General features: G+C 74.0%; 16 protein-coding genes. 9 read left to right on the forward strand and 7 right to left on the reverse strand.

Annotated elements, in window-relative coordinates; genetic code table 11:
• The first annotated feature begins 105 nt into the window (after positions 1 to 105).
• The gene (locus tag ACYVKY_RS20535) at positions 106 to 1,650 is read left to right on the forward strand and encodes an ATP-dependent DNA ligase (protein ID WP_460436841.1); all 1,545 of its coding nucleotides are present in this window, start codon (positions 106 to 108) and stop codon (positions 1,648 to 1,650) included.
• Between the two features lie 133 nt (positions 1,651 to 1,783).
• Positions 1,784 to 3,055, forward strand: a complete 1,272-nt coding sequence (locus tag ACYVKY_RS20540) for a glycosyl hydrolase family 18 protein (RefSeq protein ID WP_460436842.1) — start codon at positions 1,784 to 1,786, stop codon at positions 3,053 to 3,055.
• A gap of 19 nt (positions 3,056 to 3,074) precedes the next feature.
• Here ACYVKY_RS20540 and ACYVKY_RS20545 read toward each other — a convergent pair whose 3' ends face one another.
• A complete protein-coding gene (locus ACYVKY_RS20545; RefSeq protein ID WP_460436843.1) occupies positions 3,075 to 5,033 on the reverse strand; it encodes a GGDEF domain-containing protein in 1,959 nt (652 codons plus the stop codon).
• A gap of 75 nt (positions 5,034 to 5,108) precedes the next feature.
• Here ACYVKY_RS20545 and ACYVKY_RS20550 point away from each other — a divergent pair, with 75 nt between their 5' ends.
• Positions 5,109 to 6,362: a DUF480 domain-containing protein gene (locus tag ACYVKY_RS20550; RefSeq protein ID WP_460436844.1), complete on the forward strand. Its 1,254-nt coding sequence runs from the start codon at positions 5,109 to 5,111 to the stop codon at positions 6,360 to 6,362.
• A gap of 10 nt (positions 6,363 to 6,372) precedes the next feature.
• Here the strand turns inward: ACYVKY_RS20550 and ACYVKY_RS20555 are convergent, their stop codons facing one another.
• From ACYVKY_RS20555 to ACYVKY_RS20570, 4 genes are all read right to left on the reverse strand, one after another.
• Positions 6,373 to 7,626 carry a DUF4032 domain-containing protein gene (locus ACYVKY_RS20555; protein ID WP_460436845.1) on the reverse strand — a complete coding sequence of 418 codons (1,254 nt, stop codon included), beginning with the start codon at positions 7,624 to 7,626 and terminating at the stop codon, positions 6,373 to 6,375.
• A gap of 107 nt (positions 7,627 to 7,733) precedes the next feature.
• Entirely contained in the window at positions 7,734 to 8,873 is a 1,140-nt protein-coding gene (locus ACYVKY_RS20560) for an ABC transporter ATP-binding protein (RefSeq protein ID WP_460436846.1), read from the reverse strand.
• A 65-nt stretch (positions 8,874 to 8,938) separates the two neighbouring features.
• The gene (locus ACYVKY_RS20565) at positions 8,939 to 10,954 is read right to left on the reverse strand and encodes a glycoside hydrolase family 13 protein (RefSeq protein WP_460436847.1); all 2,016 of its coding nucleotides are present in this window, start codon (positions 10,952 to 10,954) and stop codon (positions 8,939 to 8,941) included.
• Entirely contained in the window at positions 10,951 to 12,003 is a 1,053-nt protein-coding gene (locus ACYVKY_RS20570) for a LacI family DNA-binding transcriptional regulator (protein ID WP_460436848.1), read from the reverse strand. Before ACYVKY_RS20570 ends, ACYVKY_RS20565 begins: the two co-directional genes overlap by 4 nt.
• Before the next feature lie 184 nt (positions 12,004 to 12,187).
• On the opposite strand from ACYVKY_RS20570, the gene ACYVKY_RS20575 reads away from it, so the two are divergent.
• From ACYVKY_RS20575 to ACYVKY_RS20590, 4 genes are all read left to right on the forward strand, one after another.
• Positions 12,188 to 13,474: a sugar ABC transporter substrate-binding protein gene (locus ACYVKY_RS20575; protein WP_460436849.1), complete on the forward strand. Its 1,287-nt coding sequence runs from the start codon at positions 12,188 to 12,190 to the stop codon at positions 13,472 to 13,474.
• A gap of 138 nt (positions 13,475 to 13,612) precedes the next feature.
• The gene (locus ACYVKY_RS20580; RefSeq protein ID WP_460436850.1) at positions 13,613 to 15,220 is read left to right on the forward strand and encodes an ABC transporter permease subunit; all 1,608 of its coding nucleotides are present in this window, start codon (positions 13,613 to 13,615) and stop codon (positions 15,218 to 15,220) included.
• A gap of 1 nt (position 15,221) precedes the next feature.
• On the forward strand, positions 15,222 to 16,175 hold the full coding sequence (locus ACYVKY_RS20585; protein WP_460436851.1) for a sugar ABC transporter permease: 954 nt from the start codon (positions 15,222 to 15,224) through the stop codon (positions 16,173 to 16,175).
• 82 nt (positions 16,176 to 16,257) lie between these two features.
• Complete coding sequence (locus ACYVKY_RS20590) at positions 16,258 to 17,274, forward strand: LacI family DNA-binding transcriptional regulator (RefSeq protein WP_460436852.1); 1,017 nt, start codon at positions 16,258 to 16,260, stop codon at positions 17,272 to 17,274.
• A gap of 7 nt (positions 17,275 to 17,281) precedes the next feature.
• Here the strand turns inward: ACYVKY_RS20590 and otsB are convergent, their stop codons facing one another.
• Together otsB and ACYVKY_RS20600 are read right to left on the reverse strand one after the other, a co-directional pair.
• Complete coding sequence (otsB, locus tag ACYVKY_RS20595; protein WP_460436853.1) at positions 17,282 to 18,085, reverse strand: trehalose-phosphatase; 804 nt, start codon at positions 18,083 to 18,085, stop codon at positions 17,282 to 17,284.
• Positions 18,082 to 19,542, reverse strand: coding sequence for an alpha,alpha-trehalose-phosphate synthase (UDP-forming) (locus tag ACYVKY_RS20600; RefSeq protein ID WP_460436854.1), 1,461 nt, complete (start codon positions 19,540 to 19,542; stop codon positions 18,082 to 18,084). Before ACYVKY_RS20600 ends, otsB begins: the two co-directional genes overlap by 4 nt.
• Positions 19,543 to 19,686: 144 nt before the next feature.
• Here ACYVKY_RS20600 and ACYVKY_RS20605 point away from each other — a divergent pair, with 144 nt between their 5' ends.
• On the forward strand, positions 19,687 to 20,115 hold the full coding sequence (locus tag ACYVKY_RS20605; protein WP_460436855.1) for a CBS domain-containing protein: 429 nt from the start codon (positions 19,687 to 19,689) through the stop codon (positions 20,113 to 20,115).
• A gap of 115 nt (positions 20,116 to 20,230) precedes the next feature.
• Positions 20,231 to 20,976, forward strand: a 746-nt coding sequence (locus ACYVKY_RS20610; protein ID WP_460436856.1) for a serine/threonine-protein kinase, incomplete at its 3' end; no start/stop codon positions are given.

Below are 20,976 nucleotides of genomic sequence, written 5' to 3' on the forward strand. Positions count from 1 at the left end.
GCACGGATCCGGACCCCCTGGGAGGGGTCCAGCGCCCGATCTTTCGTCGACGACGGGTGAACCGGAGGGCGGGCGACCGTCGGTGGGCACGGGCAGACTGGCGCCGTGCTGGTGCGGGAGCTGGTCGACACCTCGGCGGCGGTGGCCGCGACGCGCTCGCGCCTGCGCAAGACCGAGCTGCTCTCGGCGCTGCTGCGCCGGCTCGGGGGCGACGCGCTGCCGGTCGCGGTGGGGTTGCTCACGGCCTCCCCGGCGCAGGGACGCGTGGGCGTCGGGTGGGCCACGCTCTCGGGCGTGCTCGACGCGCTGCCCGACCGGGAGGGCGAGCCGCTCGAGGTCGCCGACGTCGACGCCGCGCTCGACGCCGTCCGCGACGCGTCCGGCCCGACCGCCAAGCGCGAGGTGCTCACCACGCTGCTGCGGCGTGGTGACGCCGACGAGCGCTGGTTCCTGTCCGGCGTGCTGATGGGCGAGATGCGCCAGGGGGCGCTCGACGCGGCGCTGGCCGAGGCGGCCGCGGTCGCGTTCGAGGTGCCGTCCGAGACGCTGCGCCGGGCCTGGATGCTCACCGGGTCGCTGGCCCGCGCCGTCGTGCTCGCCCGCGACGAGGGCGTGGCGGGGCTCGAGGCGGTGCGGCTCGAGGTGCTGCGCCCCGTCCGCCCGATGCTGGCGGCGAGCGCGAAGTCGGTCGCGGAGGCGTGGAGCGACAAGGCGTTCGCCGGGTCCGAGCAGGTGTACGTCGACGAGAAGCTCGACGGCGCGCGCATCCAGGTGCACCGCGACGGCGACGCCGTGCGCGTCTTCACCCGGTCGTTGCGCGAGGTCACGTCGCGGCTGCCCGAGGTGGTCGAGGCCGTCCGGGCGCTGCCGGCGACGCGGCTGGTGCTCGACGGCGAGTCGATGGTGCTCACCGACGACGGCCGGCCGCGGGCGTTCGCCGACACGATGAGCCGCTTCGGCGCCGACGCCCCGCGCGAGGCCGTGGTGCGGCCCTACTTCTTCGACCTGCTGCACGTCGACGGCCGCGACCTGCTCGACGAGCCGCTGCACGTCCGGCTCGCCGAGCTCGAACGGGTCGCGGGGGAGTACCGGGTGCGGTGGATCGTCACCGGCGACGCCGACGAGGGCGAGGCGTTCGCGCTGGCCGCGGCCGACGCCGGCCAGGAGGGCGTGATGGTCAAGGCCCTGGGCGCCCCGTACGCGGCCGGTCGGCGCGGCAGCGCCTGGCAGAAGGTGAAGCCGGTGCGCACGCTCGACCTGGTCGTGCTGGCCGCCGAGTGGGGCCACGGACGCCGGCAGGGCTGGCTGTCGAACCTGCACCTCGGCGCGCGCGACCCGGACGGGACCTACACCGACGCAGGCGGTTTCGTCATGGTCGGCAAGACCTTCAAGGGCATGACGGACGAGACGCTGCGCTGGCAGACCGAGACCCTGCCGCAGGCCGAGGAGCGGCGGACGAAGGCGACCGTCTGGCTGCGGCCGCGGTTCGTCGTCGAGATCGCGCTCGACGGCGCCCAGCGCTCCCCGCGCTACCCCGGTGGCGCCGCGCTGCGGTTCGCCCGGCTGGTGCGGTACCGCGACGACAAGGCCCCGGACGAGGCCGACACGATCGCCGCCGTCCGCGAGCTGCTGCCGCCCGGCCACGCCTGATCCACGACGGCGCCACGGGACAGACCCTTCCGAAACCGGACGTTCCGGGTGTAGCGTCCTGCGCCAACGGTTTGTTAGGTAGATGAACAAATCGGTGCGCCCACCTCGGACCGCTGACGCTCTGGAGGATCCCGTGCTCGTCGACACCCCCTCGCCCGCCCTGGAGCGGGTCCTGCACCTGCCGCACCGCGCCCTGCGCGCCGCCGGCATCGCCCTCGCGCTCTCGCTCGCGTCGCTCGCCGGCCTCGTGACGGCGACCAGCGCTCCCGCGCAGGCCGCCGACGTGCGGACCCACGTGCTCACCGGCTACTGGCAGAACTTCGACAACGGCGCCACGAACCTGCGGCTCGCGGACGTGCCCGACGCGTACGGGATCGTCGCGGTGGCCTTCGCCGACTCGGTGCCCGGGACGCCGGGCGCCATCGACTTCCACCTCGACCCGACCCTGTCGAGCCGGCTCGGCGGGTACGACGAGGCCGCGTTCAAGGCCGACGTCGCCGCGCTCAAGGCCCAGGGTCGCCAGGTGGTCGTCTCGGTCGGCGGCCAGAACGGCACCGTCCACCTCGACGACGCGGCGGCCGGCCAGGCGTTCGCCGACTCGACCTGGGCGCTGATGCAGGAGTTCGGCTTCGACGGCGTCGACATCGACCTCGAGAACGCCCCGAACCTGGTGCACATGTCGTCCGCGCTGCGCGACCTCGCCGGCCGGGCCGGCGACGACTTCGTCCTCACCATGGCGCCGGAGACGATCTACGTGCAGCCCGGTGGCTCCTACCTCGCGCTCATCGACGAGGTCAGCGAGCTGATCACCGTCGTCAACACCCAGTACTACAACTCCGGCAGCATGCTCGGCCGCGACGGCCGGGTGTACTCGCAGGGCACGGTCGACTTCCAGACCGCGCTCGCCGACATCCTGCTCGACGGCCACCTGCGGCCCGACCAGGTCGGTCTCGGACTGCCGGCGTCGCCGTCGGGCGCGGGCAGCGGGTACGTCGACCCCGAGGTCGTCAACCAGGCCCTCGACTGCCTCGCCACCGGCCAGCGCTGCGGCAGCTACACCCCCGCGGCGCGGTACCCGACGATCCGCGGCGCCATGACCTGGTCGATCAACTGGGACGCCTCCAACGGCTACGACTTCGCGAGCACCGTCGGCGGCCACCTCGGCTCGCTGCCCGGTGGCGGCGGCCCCACGACCCCGCCCACGACGCCGCCCACCACGCCCCCCACCACGCCCCCGACCGAGGAGCCCTCGGGCTGCGACGGCACCGACCCGTGGTCCGCCGGCACCACCTACGTCGGCGGCGACACCGCGAGCCACGGCGGACACCTCTGGCGGGCCCGCTGGTGGACGCTCGGCGAGACCCCCGGCTCGGCCGACGTCTGGTCCGACCAGGGCGCCTGCTGACCCCCCCGAGGGCCGCCGGTCAGGCCCGGTCGGACGCGGACCCGACGGCGGCCAGGTCGGTGCCGGCCGACTCGACCCGGTCGCGACCGGCGGCCTTGGCCCGGTAGAGGGCCGCGTCGGCGCGCCGCACCAGGTCGTCGGCCGAGCGCAGGTCGTCGCGACCGGCCGTCGACGCGACGCCGATGCTGAGCGACACCGTCCCGCCCGGCCCCAGGCCGGGGTGCGCGACCCGGGCCGCGCGCACGCGCTCGAGCACGCGCCGCGCCACCTGCGCCGCACCGGCCTCGTCGGCGCCCGGCAGCAGCACGACGAACTCGTCGCCGCCGAGCCGCGCCACCAGGTCGTCGCGCCCGCGCACGGCGTCGGCGACGCAGCTCGCGACCTCGCGCAGGCAGCCGTCGCCGGCGAGGTGGCCGGCGGTGTCGTTGTAGAGCTTGAACCGGTCGACGTCGCACATCAGCACCGCGAACGCGCCGCCGCCGTCCTGGTGCTCGGCCCACGCGGCCGCCAGGGCCTCGTCGAAGGCGATCCGGTTCTGCACGCCGGTGAGGCCGTCGACGAGCAGCGCCGCGTGGAGGCGCTGGTTCGCCCGCTGGAGCTGGGAGGTGCGGGCGTCGACCTGCCGCTCGAGCTCGATCGCGTACGCGGTGAGCTCGTCGGTGCGGCGCAGCGTCTCGAGCGCACCGGACAGGCCCTGCTCCAGCGCCTGCCCCGTCCACCGGTCGAGGTCGGCCTGCTCGTGCACGAGCAGGCCGCTCTCGCGGCCCTCGCGACCGAGCAGGTGCACCACCAGCGTGCCGCGGTCGAGCTCGTCGCGGTGGCTGGGCGGGAGCAGCTCCTCGAGGGCGTGCGTCTCCTGGCCGGCGACGACCGGCTCGGTCCCGGACGCCCACAGCAGCCGGGCCCGGCCCTCCCGCGCGCGGACCAGGAGCATCCGGCGGACGTCGGTGCGCGGGACGTGCGCGGCGAGCTCCTCGGTCAGGGTGGTCTCGTCGGAGGCCCCGAGCAGGCCCTGCTGCAGGTCGAGCAGGCGGCGCACGCCGTCCACCTCGGCCCGGGCGGCGGCGAGGGCGCCCTCCAGGTCGTCGGTGGTCGGGTCGCCGGGCGCGGTCGTCGAGCTGCGCACCACGAGGCGGTACGGCGTCCGGACCCGCTGCGGCACCGGACGACCGGCGAGCTGGTCGAGCAGCAGCGCCGCGACCTGCCGGCCCTGCTCGACGAGCTGCTGGTCGACGGTGGTCAGCCGCGGACGGCTCGTGCGGGCCGCCAGGGTGTCGTCGAAACCCGTCACCACGACGTCGTCCGGCACCCGCAGCCCGGCGACGGCCAGGGCGTCGAGCGCGCCGAGGGCCATCTCGTCGTTGACGGCCAGGACGGCGTCGACGCGCGGCGCCCCGGCGGCGGCGCGACGTGCCAGCGCCTCGCCCAGGCGGCGGTAGGCGAGCTCGCGGGCGAAGTCGCCGCGCACGACGTCGTCGTCGGTGAGCGCCACGCCGTGGGCGGCGAACGCCCGGCGTGCGGCGTCCTCGCGCTCGGCGCTGTCGGTGTTGCCCTCCGGGCCCGCGAGCAGCAGCGGGTGGCGCCGCCCGGCGTCGCGCACCACGTGGTCGACCAGCGCACGCACCGCGTCCGCGTTGTCGCAGCTGACGTCGGGCACCCCCGGCAGCACGCTGCCGAGCGTGACCAGGGGGACGCCGCCGTGGCCGCCCAGGTCGCTGACCAGGGCGTCGACCGACGGGATGCCCTGCCAGGTGCCGACCACCCCCGTGAGCACCAGGCCGTCGACGGCGCCCGCACGCACGAGCCGGCGCAGCCAGGGGTCGTGGCCACCGCTCTCGTCCGGCGGCTGCGCGAGCACCAGCAGCGACGCCCCGGACCCGTGCAGCACCTCGCCGAGGCCCCGGACGACGGGCAGCACGTAGTCCTCGACGCGGTTCACCACCACGCCGATGCGATGCCGCCCGACGACGCGCTGCATGCCTGGTCATCGGCACCGGTGGCCGGTGACCTGAGCGGCGCCGCCGCGCGGGCACCGCCGGGTAGGGTCGGCCCCGTGCACGAGCACGTCGAGCCCGGCACCGCACCGGGCACCCAGGACGGCATCCGGCTGGACGAGGTGGAGCAGCGCGTCCTCGGCGCCCTGCTCGAGAAGCAGCGCACCGTGCCGGCGTCGTACCCGTTGAGCCAGAACGCGTTGCGCACCGCCTGCAACCAGACGAGCAGCCGCGACCCGGTGGTCGACTACGACGACCGCACGGTGCTCGACGCCGTCGCACGGCTCAAGGAGCGCGGCCTGGTGCGCACCGTCTGGACCGGCGCCGGGTCGCGGGTGCTGAAGTACCACCAGCTGCTCGACGCCGAGATCGAGCTCGACGAGGCCGGGCGCGCGCTCCTCACGGTGCTGCTGCTGCGCGGCCCGCAGTCGGCCGGCGAGCTGCGCTCGCGCACCGACCGGCTGCACCCGTTCACCGACAAGCAGGACGCCGAGCGCGTCCTGCAGGCGCTCGCGGAGCGGCCGGAGCCGCTCGTGCGCGAGCTGCCGCGCGCCGCCGGCCACAAGGACACCCGCTGGGTGCACCTGCTCGGCCCGGTGGCCGGGGGGCACGCGACCGCCGCCGCGGCACCCGCGCCGGCCGACCGCGACCGCGTGCTCGCCGAGGGCGCGAGCGCCCGCGACGCCAAGGTCGTCGCCGGGTACGACCACGTCGCGACGGCGTACGCCGAGGCCCTCGCCGAGGAGCTGGCGCACAAGCCGTTCGACCGGTGGGTCCTCGAGCAGGTCGCGGGCGTCGCCCGCCGCCGTCCCGTGGTCGACGCGGGGTGCGGCCCCGGCCACGTCGCCGCGCACCTCGCCGAGCTCGGCGCCGACGTGCGCGGCGTCGACCTGTCCGCGGGGATGGTCGCCGAGGCGCGCGAGCGGTTCCCCGACGTCGAGTTCGAGCAGGGCGACCTGACCCGGCTCCTGCGGCCGCGCACCGCGCCGGGCTGGGGCGCCGTGCTCGCCTGGTACTCGCTGGTGCACCTCGCGGGCTCCGAGCTGCGCGAGGCGGTGGCGGCGCTCGCGCGGGTGCTCGACGACGACGGCTGGCTGGTGCTGGCGCTGCACGTCGGCGACGAGGGCGTGCGGCACGTCGACACCCTGTGCGGCGAGGCCGTCGACCTCGACTTCGTGCTGCACGACCGCGAGCAGGTGCTCGACGCCGTCCGCGCCGCCGGCCTGGTCGACGTCGAGTGGTACCTGCGCGGCCCGTACGACGTCGAGGCGCAGACCGAGCGGCTGTACGTCCTGGCCCGCAAGGAGGGCTGAGCGCGCCCCCTCAGGGCGTGAGGTCCTCGCGCGCCAGGACGGGCAGCGCCTCGGTGTCGACGCCGAGCACCGACGCCTCGTCCGGCTTGTGGGGCAGCACGTGCATCAGGTAGCTGCCGAGCGCCTCGGCGAGCGAGAGGTCGCGCTGCTGCTGCTCGGCCAGGTACCAGCGGTGCTCGAGCACCTCGTGGTAGACCTCGGCCGGCTCGAGCTTGGCCCGCATCTCGCGCGGGATCGCCCGCACCACCGGCTCGAAGCACCGCGACAGCCACTCGTGGGCGACGAGCTCCTCGTCCTCGTTCTGCTGGTCGGTGTCGGCCCGGTAGGAGTCGAGGTCGTTCAGCAGCCGCCGCGCCTGGTTGTCCTCGACGTCGAGGCCGGTGAGCCGCAGCAGCCGACGCTGGTGGTGGCCGGCGTCGACGACCTTGGGCTGGATGCGCACCTGGGCGCCGTCGATGTCGGTGGCGATCTCGAGCTCGCCGACGTCGAACCCGAGCTCGTTCAGCCGCTCGATCCGGGCGCGGACGCGCCACTTCTCGCCGGCCTCGAACGACTCGGCGCCGGTGAGCTCGCCCCACAGCGACCGGTAGCGCTGCACGATCAGGTCGGACGCCGCGACGACGTCGTAGTCCTCGTCGAGCAGCTCGCCGGCCTGCAGGTCGAGCATCTCGCCGGCGATGTTCACCCGGGCGATCTCGAGGTCGTGCTCGCGCTGGCCGTCCGACAGCCGCTCGCGCAGCTGGCCGGTCTCGGCGTCGACGAGGTACGCGGCGAACGCGCCGGCGTCGCGGCGGAACAGGGTGTTCGACAGCGACACGTCGCCCCACCAGAAGCCGGACAGGTGCAGCCGCACCAGCAGCACCGCGAGCGCGTCGATCGAGCGGTCGGCGGTGTCGGGGCGGATCGTCTGGCTGAACAGGGCGCGGTACGGCAGCGAGAACTTCAGGTGCCGGGTGATCAGGCAGGGGTCGAGCTCCTCGCCGTCGGGCGTGGTGCGCCCGCTGACGACGCCCACGGGCTCGACGCAGGGGATGTCGAGACGGCCCAGCAGCCGCAGCATCTGGTACTCGTGCCGCGCGAGGTGCTCGTTGATCTCCTTGATCGCGATTACCTGGCCGGACAGCCGCGCGAACCGCACCACGTGCCGCGAGATGCCGCGCGGCAGGGCGGCGAGCTGCTCGGCGGGCCACTCCTCCAGGGGCACCGACCACGGCAGGTCGAGCAGGGCGGGGTCGGGGCGGGCGGCCTGGATCTGCAGTGCCACGGTGGGCTCCCGGGGTCTGGGTGGGAAGCGGACGGGGCGCCCACCGAAGTCGGTGGGCGCCCCGTCGCGCACGTGCTGGTCGGCCCGGCGTCAGCGGGCCGGTGACCTCACTTCGTCAGCGAGGTCGCCTCGCCGTCGGTGCGGCCGACCGAGGAGGCGTGCGAGCCCTCGGAGTCGCCGAGGCGGTGGCCGTCCTTGACGTCGAACAGGTGCGTGTGGCCCTGCTTGGCGGTCAGGTGCACCGTCTCGCCCTTGGCCGGAGGACGCCGACCGTCGACGCGCGCGATGATCTGGTGCTCCTCGCCGTTCTCGCGGGTGCGGCCGTAGATGTAGGCGTCGGCGCCGAGCTCCTCGACCACGTCGACCTCGACGGCGATACCGGTCTCGGACAGCTCGAGGTCCTCGGGGCGCACGCCCACCGTGATGGTGTCGGCCGAGGCCTCGCCGATCGCGCTGCGCGGCACCGGCACCGTGGCGTCGCCGAACTTCACGCCGCCGTCGACGGTCTTCAGCTGCAGCAGGTTCATGGCGGGGGAGCCGATGAAGCCCGCGACGAAGACGTTGTCGGGGTGGTCGTACATGCGGCGCGGGGTGTCGACCTGCTGCAGCAGACCGTCCTTGAGCACCGCGACGCGGTCGCCCATCGTCATGGCCTCGACCTGGTCGTGGGTCACGTAGACGGTGGTGACGCCGAGCCGGCGCTGCAGCTGGGCGATCTGGGTGCGGGTCTGGACGCGGAGCTTGGCGTCGAGGTTCGACAGCGGCTCGTCCATGAGGAACACCTGCGGCTGGCGGACGATCGCGCGGCCCATCGCGACGCGCTGGCGCTGGCCACCGGAGAGGGCCTTCGGCTTGCGGTCGAGGTACTGGGTGAGGTCGAGGATCTTGGCGGCCTCCTCGACGCGCTCGCGGATCTTCGCCTTCGGCTCGCCGGCGATCTTCAGCGCGAAGCCCATGTTGTCGGCCACGGTCATGTGCGGGTACAGCGCGTAGTTCTGGAACACCATCGCGATGTCCCGGTCCTTGGGCTGCATGTTGGTGACGTCGCGGTCACCGATGAGGATGCGGCCCTCGTTGACGTCCTCGAGACCCGCGAGCATGCGCAGGGAGGTGGACTTGCCGCAGCCGGAGGGGCCGACGAGGACGAGGAACTCGCCGTCCTCGATGTGGAGGTCGAGCTTGTCGACCGAGGGCTTGTCGGCCCCGGGGTAGACCCGGGTGGCCTTGTCGTACGTGACCGTAGCCATGGTGCATCGATCCCTTCACCGGCAGGTACGTGCCGGACGATCCGTCGTGAAAGGTGGACCCGGGATCAGTCGATCCCGAGCAGGTACACGCACGCAGCCGGGCCAGCGCACGACAGCGTGAGCGCCTGCTCACTCTGCCTCACCGCGTCGCCCCCGACAAGGGGCCGGCCTCCGGCGACCCCGTTCGTCCCGAGGGCTGGGACGGGGATCTCGACCGGCGGATGCGCCGCGCGGGCCACGTGGACGAGCACGCGCTCGTCCGGGTGCTCACGCAGGAAGGTGAGGGAGTCCTCGCGCACGGCCGCCCAGCGGAACCCGCCCCGGCGCAGCGCCACGTGCTCGCGCCGCAGCCGCACCAGCAGACGGTGCCACTCCAGGGTCTCCTCGTCCCAGGCGCCGCGGTCGTCCCACGGGAACGGGGTGCGGGCGTGCTCGCCGTTCACCCCGGTCAGCCCGATCTCGTCACCGGCGAACACGGTCGGGACGCCGGGCAGCGTCAGCAGGAGCGCGACGCCGACGTGGTGCAGCTCGCGGGCGGTGCGCGCGGCCTGCTCGTCGCGGTGCGCGGCGCCGGACGGGCCGCCGTCGGCCGGGTAGCCCTCGCCGCCACCGAGGACGGTGCGCACCCGGGCGGTGTCGTGGGAGTCGAGCTGGGTCGACGACGCCGTCCAGGCCCGCCACGGCATGCCGGCGCGGAAGGCGTCCATCGTCCGGGCCACCGCCTCGCCGGGCAGCCGCGGGACCTCGATCGGCAGCCCCAGGAAGGTGACCCTCTCGCGCTCGGACGAGGCGGGCGGCGCCGGGTCGGGGCGCAACCAGGTCCAGACCGGACGGGTGAAGCCGGTGTAGTTCATGGTGCCGTGCCAGCCGTCGCCGGCCAGGTCGCCGCCGGCGTCGTGGCCGTGCTCGGCGAGCAGCCAGGTCTGGCGGCCCGTCTCGTCGCGGGCAGCGGCCATCGTGGCGCGCAGGTCGCGGGCGACGCCGTGCGCGTCGTCGGCGCCTGCGTAGCGGCCGGTCATGTTGGCGACGTCGATGCGCCACCCGTCCAGGGCCACGGGGTCGTGCAGCCAGCGGCCCACCACCGAGCCGCGGCCGCGGTACAGGGCGTCGCGCAGGGCGTCCGAGGAGTGGTCGAGCTTCGGCAGGCTCGGCACGTCGAGCCACGACACGTAGTCGTGCGGGTGCTCGCGGAACCGGTAGTACGCGGCGCTCGGCGCGGACGGGTCGGCGCTCGCGTTCGCGAACCACTCGTGCCCGACGCCGGTGTGGTTCGTCGTGAGGTCGCCGACCACGCGCAGCCCCCGCTCGTGCGCCGCCGAGGTCAGCCGTGAGAGGGCCTCGGTGCCCCCGAGCACGGGGTCGGCGTGGTCGAACGAGACCGCGTCGTAGCGGTGGTTCGAGCGGCCCTCGAAGACGGGCGTCAGGTACAGGCAGGTGACGCCGAGGTCGACCAGGTGGTCGAGGTGCTCGACCACGCCGTCGAGGTCGCCGCCGAACCACTGCGCCGCCACCTCGCGGCCGTCCTGGTCGCGCGGCAGCACCGGTTCGTCCCAGCGCGCGGGGACGGCCCAGGCGGGGGCGACGCCGGGGGCGTCGACCGGCGGGGCGGCCGACGACCGCGCGAACCGGTCGGGGAACACCTGGTAGACGACGGCGTCCTCGACCCACTCCGGCGCGGGCTCGTGCGAGCTGAGGACGAAGTCGTCGTGGTCGGGCACGTCGCGCGGGTGCAGCCCGGTGCCGTTCAGCCAGCCGTAGGGCACCGGCGACCCGGCGTCGCCCTCGAGGAAGAACCGGTACCGCGTGACCGGGTTGTGCACGAGGACGTCTGCGCCCCACCAGGTCTCGCGGTCGTCCTCGTGCTCGACGGTCGCCGCCGCCAGCGCCGGCTCGGCGTCGCGCAGGACGCGCACCACCACCTGCCGGGCGCGGTGCGCGTGCGGCACGCGCAGCCGCACCCGCACCACATCGCCGGGACGCGGGTGCCGGACGGCCACGTGCAGGGGCGACCCGTCGTGGTGCGGCAGGTCGAGCAGGTGGCCGTCGGCGGGCGGACCCTCGCGACGGTGTCGGGGACTCATGCGGGCGAGGGCCTCTCGATCGGGACGGCGTGGTGGGCGTGCACGGCCCGAGCGGTGGAGCCGCGCACCACCAGCTGCGGGCGGAAGACGTACTCGGCGCGGGGTGCGGGCGTCCCGGCCATCTCGTCGAGCAGGATGCGGGCCACGGCGGCGCCCATCTCCGCCACGGGCTGGCGGACCGTGGTGAGCGGCGGGTCGGTGAACTCGGTGAGCGGGGAGTCGTCGCTGCCGACCACGGAGACGTCGTGGGGCACCCGCATCCCGCGGCGGCGCACCTCGCGGATCGCGCCGAGGGCCATCGGGTCGGAGCCGCAGACGACCGCGGTGGCCCCGCGGTCGAGCAGCGCGGCGGCGGCGCGCTGGCCGCCCTCGACGCGGAACACGGTGGTCTGCACCAGGTCGTCGACGTCGGCGGTGACGCCGAGGTGGCGCCGCACCGCCTCGTGGAACCCGGCGACCTTGCGGGCCACCGGGACGTAGCGCGGCTGGCCGGTCGCGAGGCCGATGCGGGTGTGCCCCAGACCGACCAGGTGCTCGACCGCCTGGTGCACGCCGGCGGCGTCGTCGCAGCTGACGAAGGGGGCCTCGAGCCCGTCGCGGAACCCGTTGACCAGCACCAGGTGCAGGCCGCGCCGCTGCATCTCGGCGTAGCGCCGGTGGTCGGTGGTGGTGTCGGCGTGGTGGCCGCTGACGAAGACCGCGCCGCTCGCGCCGCGCTCGAGCAGCATGTCGACGTACTCGTCCTCCTGCACGCCCCCGGGCGTCTGGGTGCACAGCACCGACGTGTACCCGGCCCTGGCCAGGGCCGTCTCGATCACCTGCGCCATGTGCGGGAAGACCGGGTTGTCGAGCTCGGGCACGAGCAGGCCGACGAGCCCGGCCGAGCGCCGGCCGCGGCGCGGCGGTCGCTCGTACCCCAGGTCGTCGAGCGCCGCGAGCACGGCGGCGCGCACCGGCTCCGAGACGGTCGTGCGCCCGTTGAGCACCCTGCTCACCGTGGCTGCGCTGACACCGGCCCGGGCGGCGATGTCTGTCAGTCGCACACCCACGACGTGAAACCTAGCCCGTGAAATTGCTGAAATCGAGACCGAAAACGGCTTCCATCCGACCGCAAGAACTTGCTAGCGTCCGACCTGTCGATTTCGGGTCACCCGTCCGGGTGCCCGGGACGACGGCCACACAGGCGACGACGCCCCCTCGGCGCCGTCCCACCGCGTCCGATCGAGGAGTCCCATGCGCCACCTGTCCCCGAAGCTGGCGGCCGTCGCCGGCGTCGCCTTCCTGCTGTCGGCCTGCGGTGGTGGTGGCGGTGAGGCCGCCCCCTCGTCGTCCTCCGCCGCCGACCCGAGCGCCTCCGAGAGCGGCGCGCCCGCCCGCGGCGACGCCGACCTGGTCATCTGGACCGATGACCTCAAGGCGCCCGCGATCCGCGGCATCGCCGAGCAGTTCGGTGAGGAGAACGACATCACCGTCGACGTGCAGGTGGTCTCCGCCGACCTGCAGGCGAACTTCGTCACGGCGAACACCGCGAACAACGGCCCCGACATCGTGGTCGGCGCGCACGACTGGATCGGCAACCTGGTGCAGAACGGCGCGATCGAGCCGCTGCAGATCACCGCCGACGACCTGTCCGGCTACGGCGACGTCGCCGTCGAGGCCACCACCTACGACGGCCAGCTCTACGGCCTGCCGTACGGCATCGAGGCGCTCGCGCTCTACCGCAACACCGACCTGGCCCCGGCTGCCCCGGCGAGCCTCGACGAGGCCTTCGCCACCGGGCTGCAGCTGAAGCAGGCCGGCACCGTCGAGTCGGCGTTCAACCTGCCGGTCGGCGAGCTCGGCGACGCGTACCACATGGAGCCGCTGTACACCTCGATGGGCGGCGTGATGTTCGAGCGCGACGCCGAGGGCAGCTACGACCCCGCGACGCTGGGCGTCGGCCAGCCCGGCTCGATCGCCGCGGCGCAGAAGATCTACGAGCTCGGCGAGGCGGGCTCCGGCGCGCTGACCCGCTCGGTCTCCGGCGACAACAGCATCGCGCTGTTCGCCGACGGCAAGGCGCCGTTCCTGCTGTCGGGCCCGTGGGCGCTCGCGGACGTGAAGGCGTCCGGCATCCCCTTCGAGATCCAGCCCGTCCCCGGCTTCGCCGGTCAGCAGCCGGCCGTCCCGTTCGCGGGCGTCCAGGCGTTCTTCGTGGCCTCGAACGGCCAGAACAAGGCCTTCGCCCAGGAGTTCATCCAGAGCGGGATGAACAACGAGGAGGCCATGACCGCGATGTTCGAGGGTGCCGGCCTCCCGCCGGCGATGACCTCGGTGCGCGAGGCGGTCAGCGCCGACAACCCCGAGGTGGGCATCTTCGCCACCGCGGCCGAGGCCGGTGACCCGATGCCCGCCATCCCGGCGATGCAGTCGGTCTTCGAGCCGCTCGGCAAGGCCTACGCCGCCATCGTGGGCGGGGCCGACCCGACCCAGACGATGACCGACACCGGCGCCACCATCAAGCAGGCCATCGGCGGCTGATCCCCCGAGCGCGAGCCCGCCCCGCCACCCCGGGGCGGGCTCGCGCCGGTCGGCCTGCACCACCGCACCACCGCACCACCGCACCACCGGGGCACCGCCCCACCACCCCTCCTGCACCCCTGAACGCCGGGAGCCCCCGTGGTCCAGACGACGACGACGCCGTCCACCCCCGCCACCCCCGAGCCGCCGCCGACGCGGCGCCGGCAGAGCACCACCCGACCCGGCGTGCTCGCCGTCAAGGTCCTGGCGCTCGGCACCGTCGTCGGCACCGCGGCGGCCCTGACACCGGCCCTGCTGGGAGGTGAGCGCTGGGGCTTCCTCGCCGCGATCTGGGCGATCGCCCTCGTCCTGGTGGCCACCTACGCGACCGGTCGCGGGCTGCCGGCGAAGTACCTGGTGCCCGGCACGCTCTTCCTCGTCCTGTTCGTGGTGTACCCGGTGGTCGCGACCGCGCAGCTGTCGACGACGAACTTCGGCGACGGCACGCGGACCTCGAAGGAGGAGACGGTCTCGCGGATCATCGGCTCGTCGGTCGTCCAGACCCCGGACGCCCCGCGCTACAACCTCACGGTCGCCACGGAGGGCTCGCCCACCGACGGCCCCTTCACCTTCTTCCTGGTCTCCCAGGGTGACGGCACGGTCTACGCCGGGACGCCCGACGGGCTCACCGAGGACCCCGAGGGCGTCACCGTCGAGGACGACCGGGTCACCGCCGCAGACGGCTACGAGGTCCTCACGCCCGGCCAGGTGAACGACGCCGGCGCGGCGCTCGCCGAGCTCGCGGTGCCGACCGAGGACGGCGCGATCCGCCAGCTCGGCATCCGCGAGGCCTTCGAGGGCGTCACGACGCTGCAGTACGACGAGGCCGCCGACACGATCACCAACACCCAGACCGACGTCACCTACACCGTGCAGACGGTCGGCGACCGCGAGCTGTTCGTCGACGCCGACGGCAACCGGTTGTCCGACCAGTCGTGGCGCGCGGACGTCGGGTTCGCCAACTTCGAGCGGATCTTCACCGACAGCCGCATCAGCGGCGACTTCCTGCGGATCTTCGTCTGGACGGTGGTCTTCGCGACCCTGTCGGTCGTGACGACCTTCGGCGTCGGCCTCCTGCTTGCCGTCACCCTGAACGACGTGCGGGTCCGGGGCCAGCGGGTCTACCGCTCGATCCTGCTGCTGCCCTACGCGATCCCCGGCTTCATCTCGCTGCTGGTGTGGGCGAGCTTCTACAACCGCGACTTCGGCCTCATCAACGACCTGCTCGGCACCGACATCAACTGGCTCGGCGAGACGTTCTGGGCGCGGACCGCCCTGATCATCACGAACACCTGGCTCGGGTTCCCCTACATGTTCCTCGTGGCCACCGGTGCGCTGCAGTCGATCCCGGCCGAGCTCAAGGAGGCGTCGAGCATCGACGGCGCCAGCGGCTTCTACGGGTTCCGCAAGGTGACCTTCCCGCTCTTGCTGGTCTCGGTCGCCCCCCTGCTGGTCGCGACGTTCGCCTTCAACTTCAACAACTTCACCGCGATCTTCCTGCTGACCGAGGGTGGCCCGTTCACCCCGGACAACCCGACGGCGGGCGGCACCGACCTGCTCATCAGCTACACGATCCGGCTGGCGTTCGGCGCCGGTGGTGCCCAGATCGGCTTCGCCGCGGCGATCTCGGTCTGCCTGTTCATCCTCACCGGCGTGATCGCCGCGCTGCAGTTCCGCCTGACCCGCTCCCTCGAGGACGTGAGCTGAGATGACCGCGAACCAGCCCATCGAGACCGACCCGGCCACCGGGCAGGTCGCCCTGCCCGCCGTGGCCGACGAGCCGCGCGCACTGGCGCCGCAGGTGAAGCTGAAGGGCGCCCGCTGGTGGCGCGAGGTCGGGTGGCGCCACGCGGTGGGCCTGGTGGCCGTGGTCTTCGCGGTCTTCCCGATCCTCTACATCGTCTCGGCGGCCCTGAACCCGATCGGCTCGATCACCTCGACGTCGCTGATCCCCACCCAGGTCAGCTTCGTGAACTTCGAGTCGATCCTCACCGACCCAAACCGACCCTTCCTGCGGTGGTTCGCCAACACGCTGATCCTGTGCGTCGTGGTGCCGCTCGGGCAGGTGTTCTGCAGCGCGCTGGCGGCGTACGCGTTCTCGCGGTTCCGGTTCACCGGACGCCGTCCCGGCCTGCTCACCCTGCTGCTGATCCAGCTGTTCCCGCAGTTCCTCGCCGCGGTCGCGCTGTTCACCATGTTCACCGAGATCGGCGAGGTGGTGCCGGCGCTCGGGCTCAACACCCTGCTCGGGTACGCGCTGGTGCTGATGGGCGGCGCGCTCGGCCAGGTCTGGCTGATCAAGGGCTTCTTCGACGCCATCCCGCGCGAGCTCGACGAGGCGGCGATCATGGACGGCGCCGGCCACGCCACGATCTACTTCCGGATCATCCTGCCGCTGGTGCGGCCGATCCTGGCCGTGACGGGCCTGCTCGCGTTCATCGGCATCATCAGCGAGTTCCTGCTGGCGTCGATCTTCCTCACCGGCAACGACAGCAAGACCCTCGCCATCGGCCTCTACGGGATCATCGACGCCGACCGGTCGAACAACCTCGGGGTGTTCGCCGCCGGGGCGCTGCTCGCGGCCGTCCCGGTGATCCTGCTGTTCCAGTACCTCCAGCGCTACATCGTCGGCGGGCTGACGGCCGGCGCGGTGAAGGGGTAGGCGGCAGCGGGTGCCACGACTTGCGCACGGACGTTGCAAGATCGCTGCAAGCGGCTGACGACGATGCAGTACGGTTCCACCCATGCGCGCGCGGCTCGCTGACATCGCAGGTCAGGCGGGGGTCAGCGAGGCCACCGTCAGCCGGGTGCTCAACGGCAAGCCCGGGGTGGCCGACTCGACCCGCCAGGCCGTCCTCACCGCGCTCGACGTCCTCGGGTACGAGCGGCCGTCGCGGTTGCGCAAGAAGTCGGCCGGCCTCGTCGGCCTGATCACCCCCGAGCTCGAGAACCCGATCTTCCCCGCGTTCGCGCAGGTGATCGAGTCGGCGCTCGCCCAGCACGACTACACGCCCGTGCTGTGCACCCAGACGCCCGGCGGCGTGCACGAGGACGACTACACGACGATGCTGCTCGAGCGGGGGGTGTCCGGCATCGTCTTCGTGTCGGGGCTGCACGCCGACAGCACGGCCGACACCGGCCGGTACACGACGCTGCGCGAGCGCGGCCTGCCCATCGTCCTGGTCAACGGGTACGCCGAGGGCGTCGACGCCCCGTTCATCAGCAACGACGACGTCGCGTCGATGGACATCGCCGTGGCGCACCTGGTCTCGCAGGGCCACACCCGGATCGGGCTGGCGCTCGGCCCGTCGCGGTTCGTGCCGGTGATCCGCAAGGTCACCGGGTTCAGCGCCGCGCTGCGCAGCCACCTCGCGCTGTCGGCCGCGGAGATCGACGACCTGGTCGAGTTCTCTCTGTTCTCCGTCGAGGGCGGCGCCGCGGCGGGCTCGCGCCTGGTCGACCGCGGGTGCACGGCCCTGATCTGCGGGTCGGACCTGATGGCGCTCGGCGCCATCCGCGCGGTCCGCGAGCGCGGGCTGCGGGTCCCGGAGGACGTCTCGGTCGTCGGGTACGACGACTCCGTGCTCGTCGCGTTCACGGACCCACCGCTCACGACGGTGCGCCAGGCCGTGCCGGCGATGGGCGCCGCCGCCGTGCGCGCGCTGCTCGACGAGATCAACGGGACGCCCGCGCCGCGGGCCGAGTACGTCTTCCGCCCCGAGCTCGTCGTGCGGGGGTCGACCGCGGCCGCGAGGCGCTGACCCTCGGTCAGCCGTGCAGCAGGTCGGCGAGGTCGTTCAGCAGGTCGGCCATCGCCTCGCAGTCGGCGACCCGGAACTCCGCCGCCGTCTCGCCCTCGCCGACCTTGATGCCGACGTCGCCGTTGGCCGGCCACAGGCGGCGCAGCACGTGCTCGTCGGTCACGTCGTCGCCGGCGAAGAACACCGCCGCCGCACCGGCGTCGGCGCGCAGCGCGTCGACGGCGGTGCCCTTGTCGGCCTCGACGACGCTCAGCTCGACGACGTCCTTGCCCCGCAGCGCCGTCACGCCCTCGTGCGCGGCCGGTCCCCGCAGGGCGGCGGCGGTGGCGCGGGCCGCGATGGTGCCGCGGGCCTGCCGGGTGTGCAGGACGGCACCGGTCGGCTTGGTCTCGACCCGGGTGCCGGGGTTCTCCTCGGCGAGCTCGGCGAGCTCGGCGTGGACCCGCTGGAGCAGCTCGAGCGTGGGGCCCTCGACGGCGTTGCGGCCGTCCTCGACCTCGGCCCCGTGGCTCGCGACGAGCACGGCGCCCGGCGGCGGTGACGCCACCGCGCGCAGGTCGTCCATCGACCGGCCGCTCACCAGGGCGAGCGTGACGCCGTCGGCGGCGACGATGCTGCGCAGCGCGCTGCGGGCCACCGGCAGCATCCGGCTGGTCGACGGGTCGTCGACGAGCGGCGCGAGCGTGCCGTCGAAGTCGAGCGCCACGACGAGCGGCCGCATCGAGGCGAAGCGGCGCAGGGCCGCCTCGAGCGAGGTGGGGTCGAGGGCGGTCGCCCGCGAGGGGTCCTGCCCCGGCCGGCGGGGGCTCACCGGTGCGCCTGCTGCAGATCGGCGAGGAACCGCTCGGCCCACGCGTTGACGTCGTTCTCGAGCACCTTGCGGCGGAGCGCCCGCATGCGCCGCGCCTGCTCCCTCGGTTCCATCTCCACGGCCCTCATGATGGCGTCCTTGAGTCCCTCGATGTCGTGGGGGTTCACCAGGAGGGACTGGCCGAGCTCGACTGCGGCGCCAGTGAACTCGCTCAGGACCAGCACCCCGGCGTCGTCGTGGCGGCACGCGACGTACTCCTTGGCCACCAGGTTCATGCCGTCGCGCAGCGAGGTCACGAGCATGACGTCGGCCACCTGGAACATCGCGGCCATCTCGGGCCGCGGGTAGGAGTGGTGCAGGTACACGACGGGCGTGTGGCCGAGGGTGCCGTGCCGGCCGTTGATGCGTCCGACGGCGAGCTCGATCTCGTCCTTGAGGCGGCGGTACTGCTCGACCCGCTCGCGGCTCGGGGTCGCCACCATCACCAGGACCGTCTCGGCGGGGTCGAGGCGACCCTCGTCGAGCAGCTCCCCGTACGCCTTCAGCCGGTGCATGATGCCCTTGGTGTAGTCGAGCCGGTCGACCCCCATGAGCACCCGACGCGGGTTCCCGAGCTCCTCGCGCACCTGCGCGACCCGCTCGGCCGTCGCGGCGTCACGGGCCAGTGCGTCGAGGCCGCGCGAGTCGATCGAGATCGGGTAGGCGCGGGCGGTGACGGTGCGACCGGCGGCGTCGTCGGTGGACTCCTCCGAGCGGACCGTGACCCGTCCCCGCGCCGGGGCGAGGCCGCGGGCGCGGCGGGCGGCCCGCAGCACGTTGCCGGCGTCCTGCTCGCGCTGGAAGCCCAGCAGGTCGGCGCCGAGGAGGCCCTCGACGACCTGCCGCCGCCAGGGCAGCTGGGCGAAGATCTCGTACGGCGCGAACGGGATGTGGTGGAAGTAGCCGATCCGCAGGTCCGGCCGCTGCGCGCGCAGCATCGCCGGCACCAGCTGCAGCTGGTAGTCGTGCACCCAGACCTGGGCGTCGGGCGCGGCCTGCGCGGCCGCGGCGTCGGCGAACCGCTGGTTCACGGCGACGTAGGCGTCCCACCACTCGCGGTGGTACTCGGGCGGGGCGATGACGTCGTGGTAGAGCGGCCACAGCGTGCCGTTCGAGAAGCCCTCGTAGTAGTCGGTGATCTCCTGCGCCGACAGCGGCACCGGCACCAGGTGCATGCCCTCGGCGTCGAAGGGGTCGGGGGCCTCGCCCGCCGCGCCGGTCCAGCCGACCCAGGCGCCGCCGCGCTCCTGCATGACGGGCTCGAGCGCGGTGACCAGGCCGCCCGGCGAGCGGGTCCAGGCCAGCTCCTCGCCCGGCTCGCTGGTGAGGTCGACGGGCAGCCGGTTGGCCACCACGACGAAGTCGTGGCGGCCGCGACGTCGGCGGGCGCGGGAGGGGCGTCCGGGCGTGCTCGGCACGGTGGTCCAGCTCCTGGTGCAGGGGGGTCGGGGGTGGGGCCGACCCTAGCCGTCGGACGCCCGCCCGGCAGGTCGGAGGGGTTCCGGCGGAGCCCCCGCGGCGATACCGTCGGTGCCCCGGTACCGGAGTCTCGGAGGTGCTCGATGCGGATCGTGGACGTGCTGCGCAGCAAGGGCGACGCGGTGGTGACGGTCGAGCCCACGCAGACGGTGGCGCGGCTGCTCGCGCTGCTCGACGAGCACGGCATCGGCGCCATGGTGGTGTCGTCCGACGGACGTACGGTGCACGGCATCGTCAGCGAGCGCGACGTGGTGCGCCGCCTGCACAGCGACGGGCCCGCCCTGCTCGAGCGCACCGTGGGCGACATCATGACCAGCGACGTGCACACCTGCGAGCCCGACGTCGCCATCGACGACCTGATGCGGCTGATGACCGACCGACGGGTGCGGCACGTGCCCGTGGTCCGCGACGGCGCCCTCGCCGGCATCGTCAGCATCGGCGACGTCGTGAAGCACCGCATCGACGAGCTCACCAGCGAGCGCGACCAGCTCTCCGCCTACATCCAGAGCTGACCCGCGACCGCGGGGGGTCGGTGCGGTGAAGACCCGGTGCAGGACCGCGGACGCGACCGGTTCGTGACCTGCGCGCCGCGCGTCCCGGGCCACGGGCTCCCGTACCGTGAACCGGGTGAGCGAGACGGTCGGCACCGGGCGACGCCTCGGCCGGTACCGCCTGGCCCAGACGATCGGCCAGGGCGGCATGGGGGTCGTCCACCTCGCGCTCGACCCGGACGGGCGCGCGGTGGCCGTCAAGGTGCTGCGCCCGCACGTGGCGGGCGACCCCGAGGCGCGCGAGCGGCTGGCCCGCGAGGTCGACACCCTCACCCGCGTCCGCAGCCCCCGGGTGGCCGAGGTGCTCGACGCCGACGTCGACCACGACACCCCGTACGTCGTCACCCGCTACGTGCCCGCGCCGCCGCTGGACCGCTACGTCGCCGACCACGGCCCGCTCGGCCCGGACGAGCTCGCCCGCCTGGGCCTCGGCCTGGGGGAGGCGTTGTCGGCGATCCACCGGGTCGACGTCGTGCACCGCGACCTCAAGCCCGCGAACGTCCTGATGCTCGACGGCGAGCCGGTCGTCATCGACTTCGGCATCGCCCACGTCGCCGACGACATCCGGCTCACCAGCACCGGGCTGGTGATGGGCACGCCGGGCTACCTGTCGCCCGAGCTGGTCGAGGGCGCGCCCGTGCGGCAGGCCGCCGACTGGTGGGGCTGGGCCGCGAGCCTGGCGTTCGCCGCCACCGGCCGGCCGCCGTTCGGGCGCGGCCCGCTGGAGGTCGTCCTCGACCGGGTGCGCCGCGGCGCCCACGACCTCGACGGCGCGCCGTCGGTGCTCGTGCCCGTGCTGCAGGCCGCGCTGTCGCCGCGGCC

The sequence above is a fragment of the Angustibacter speluncae genome (assembly GCF_054777815.1).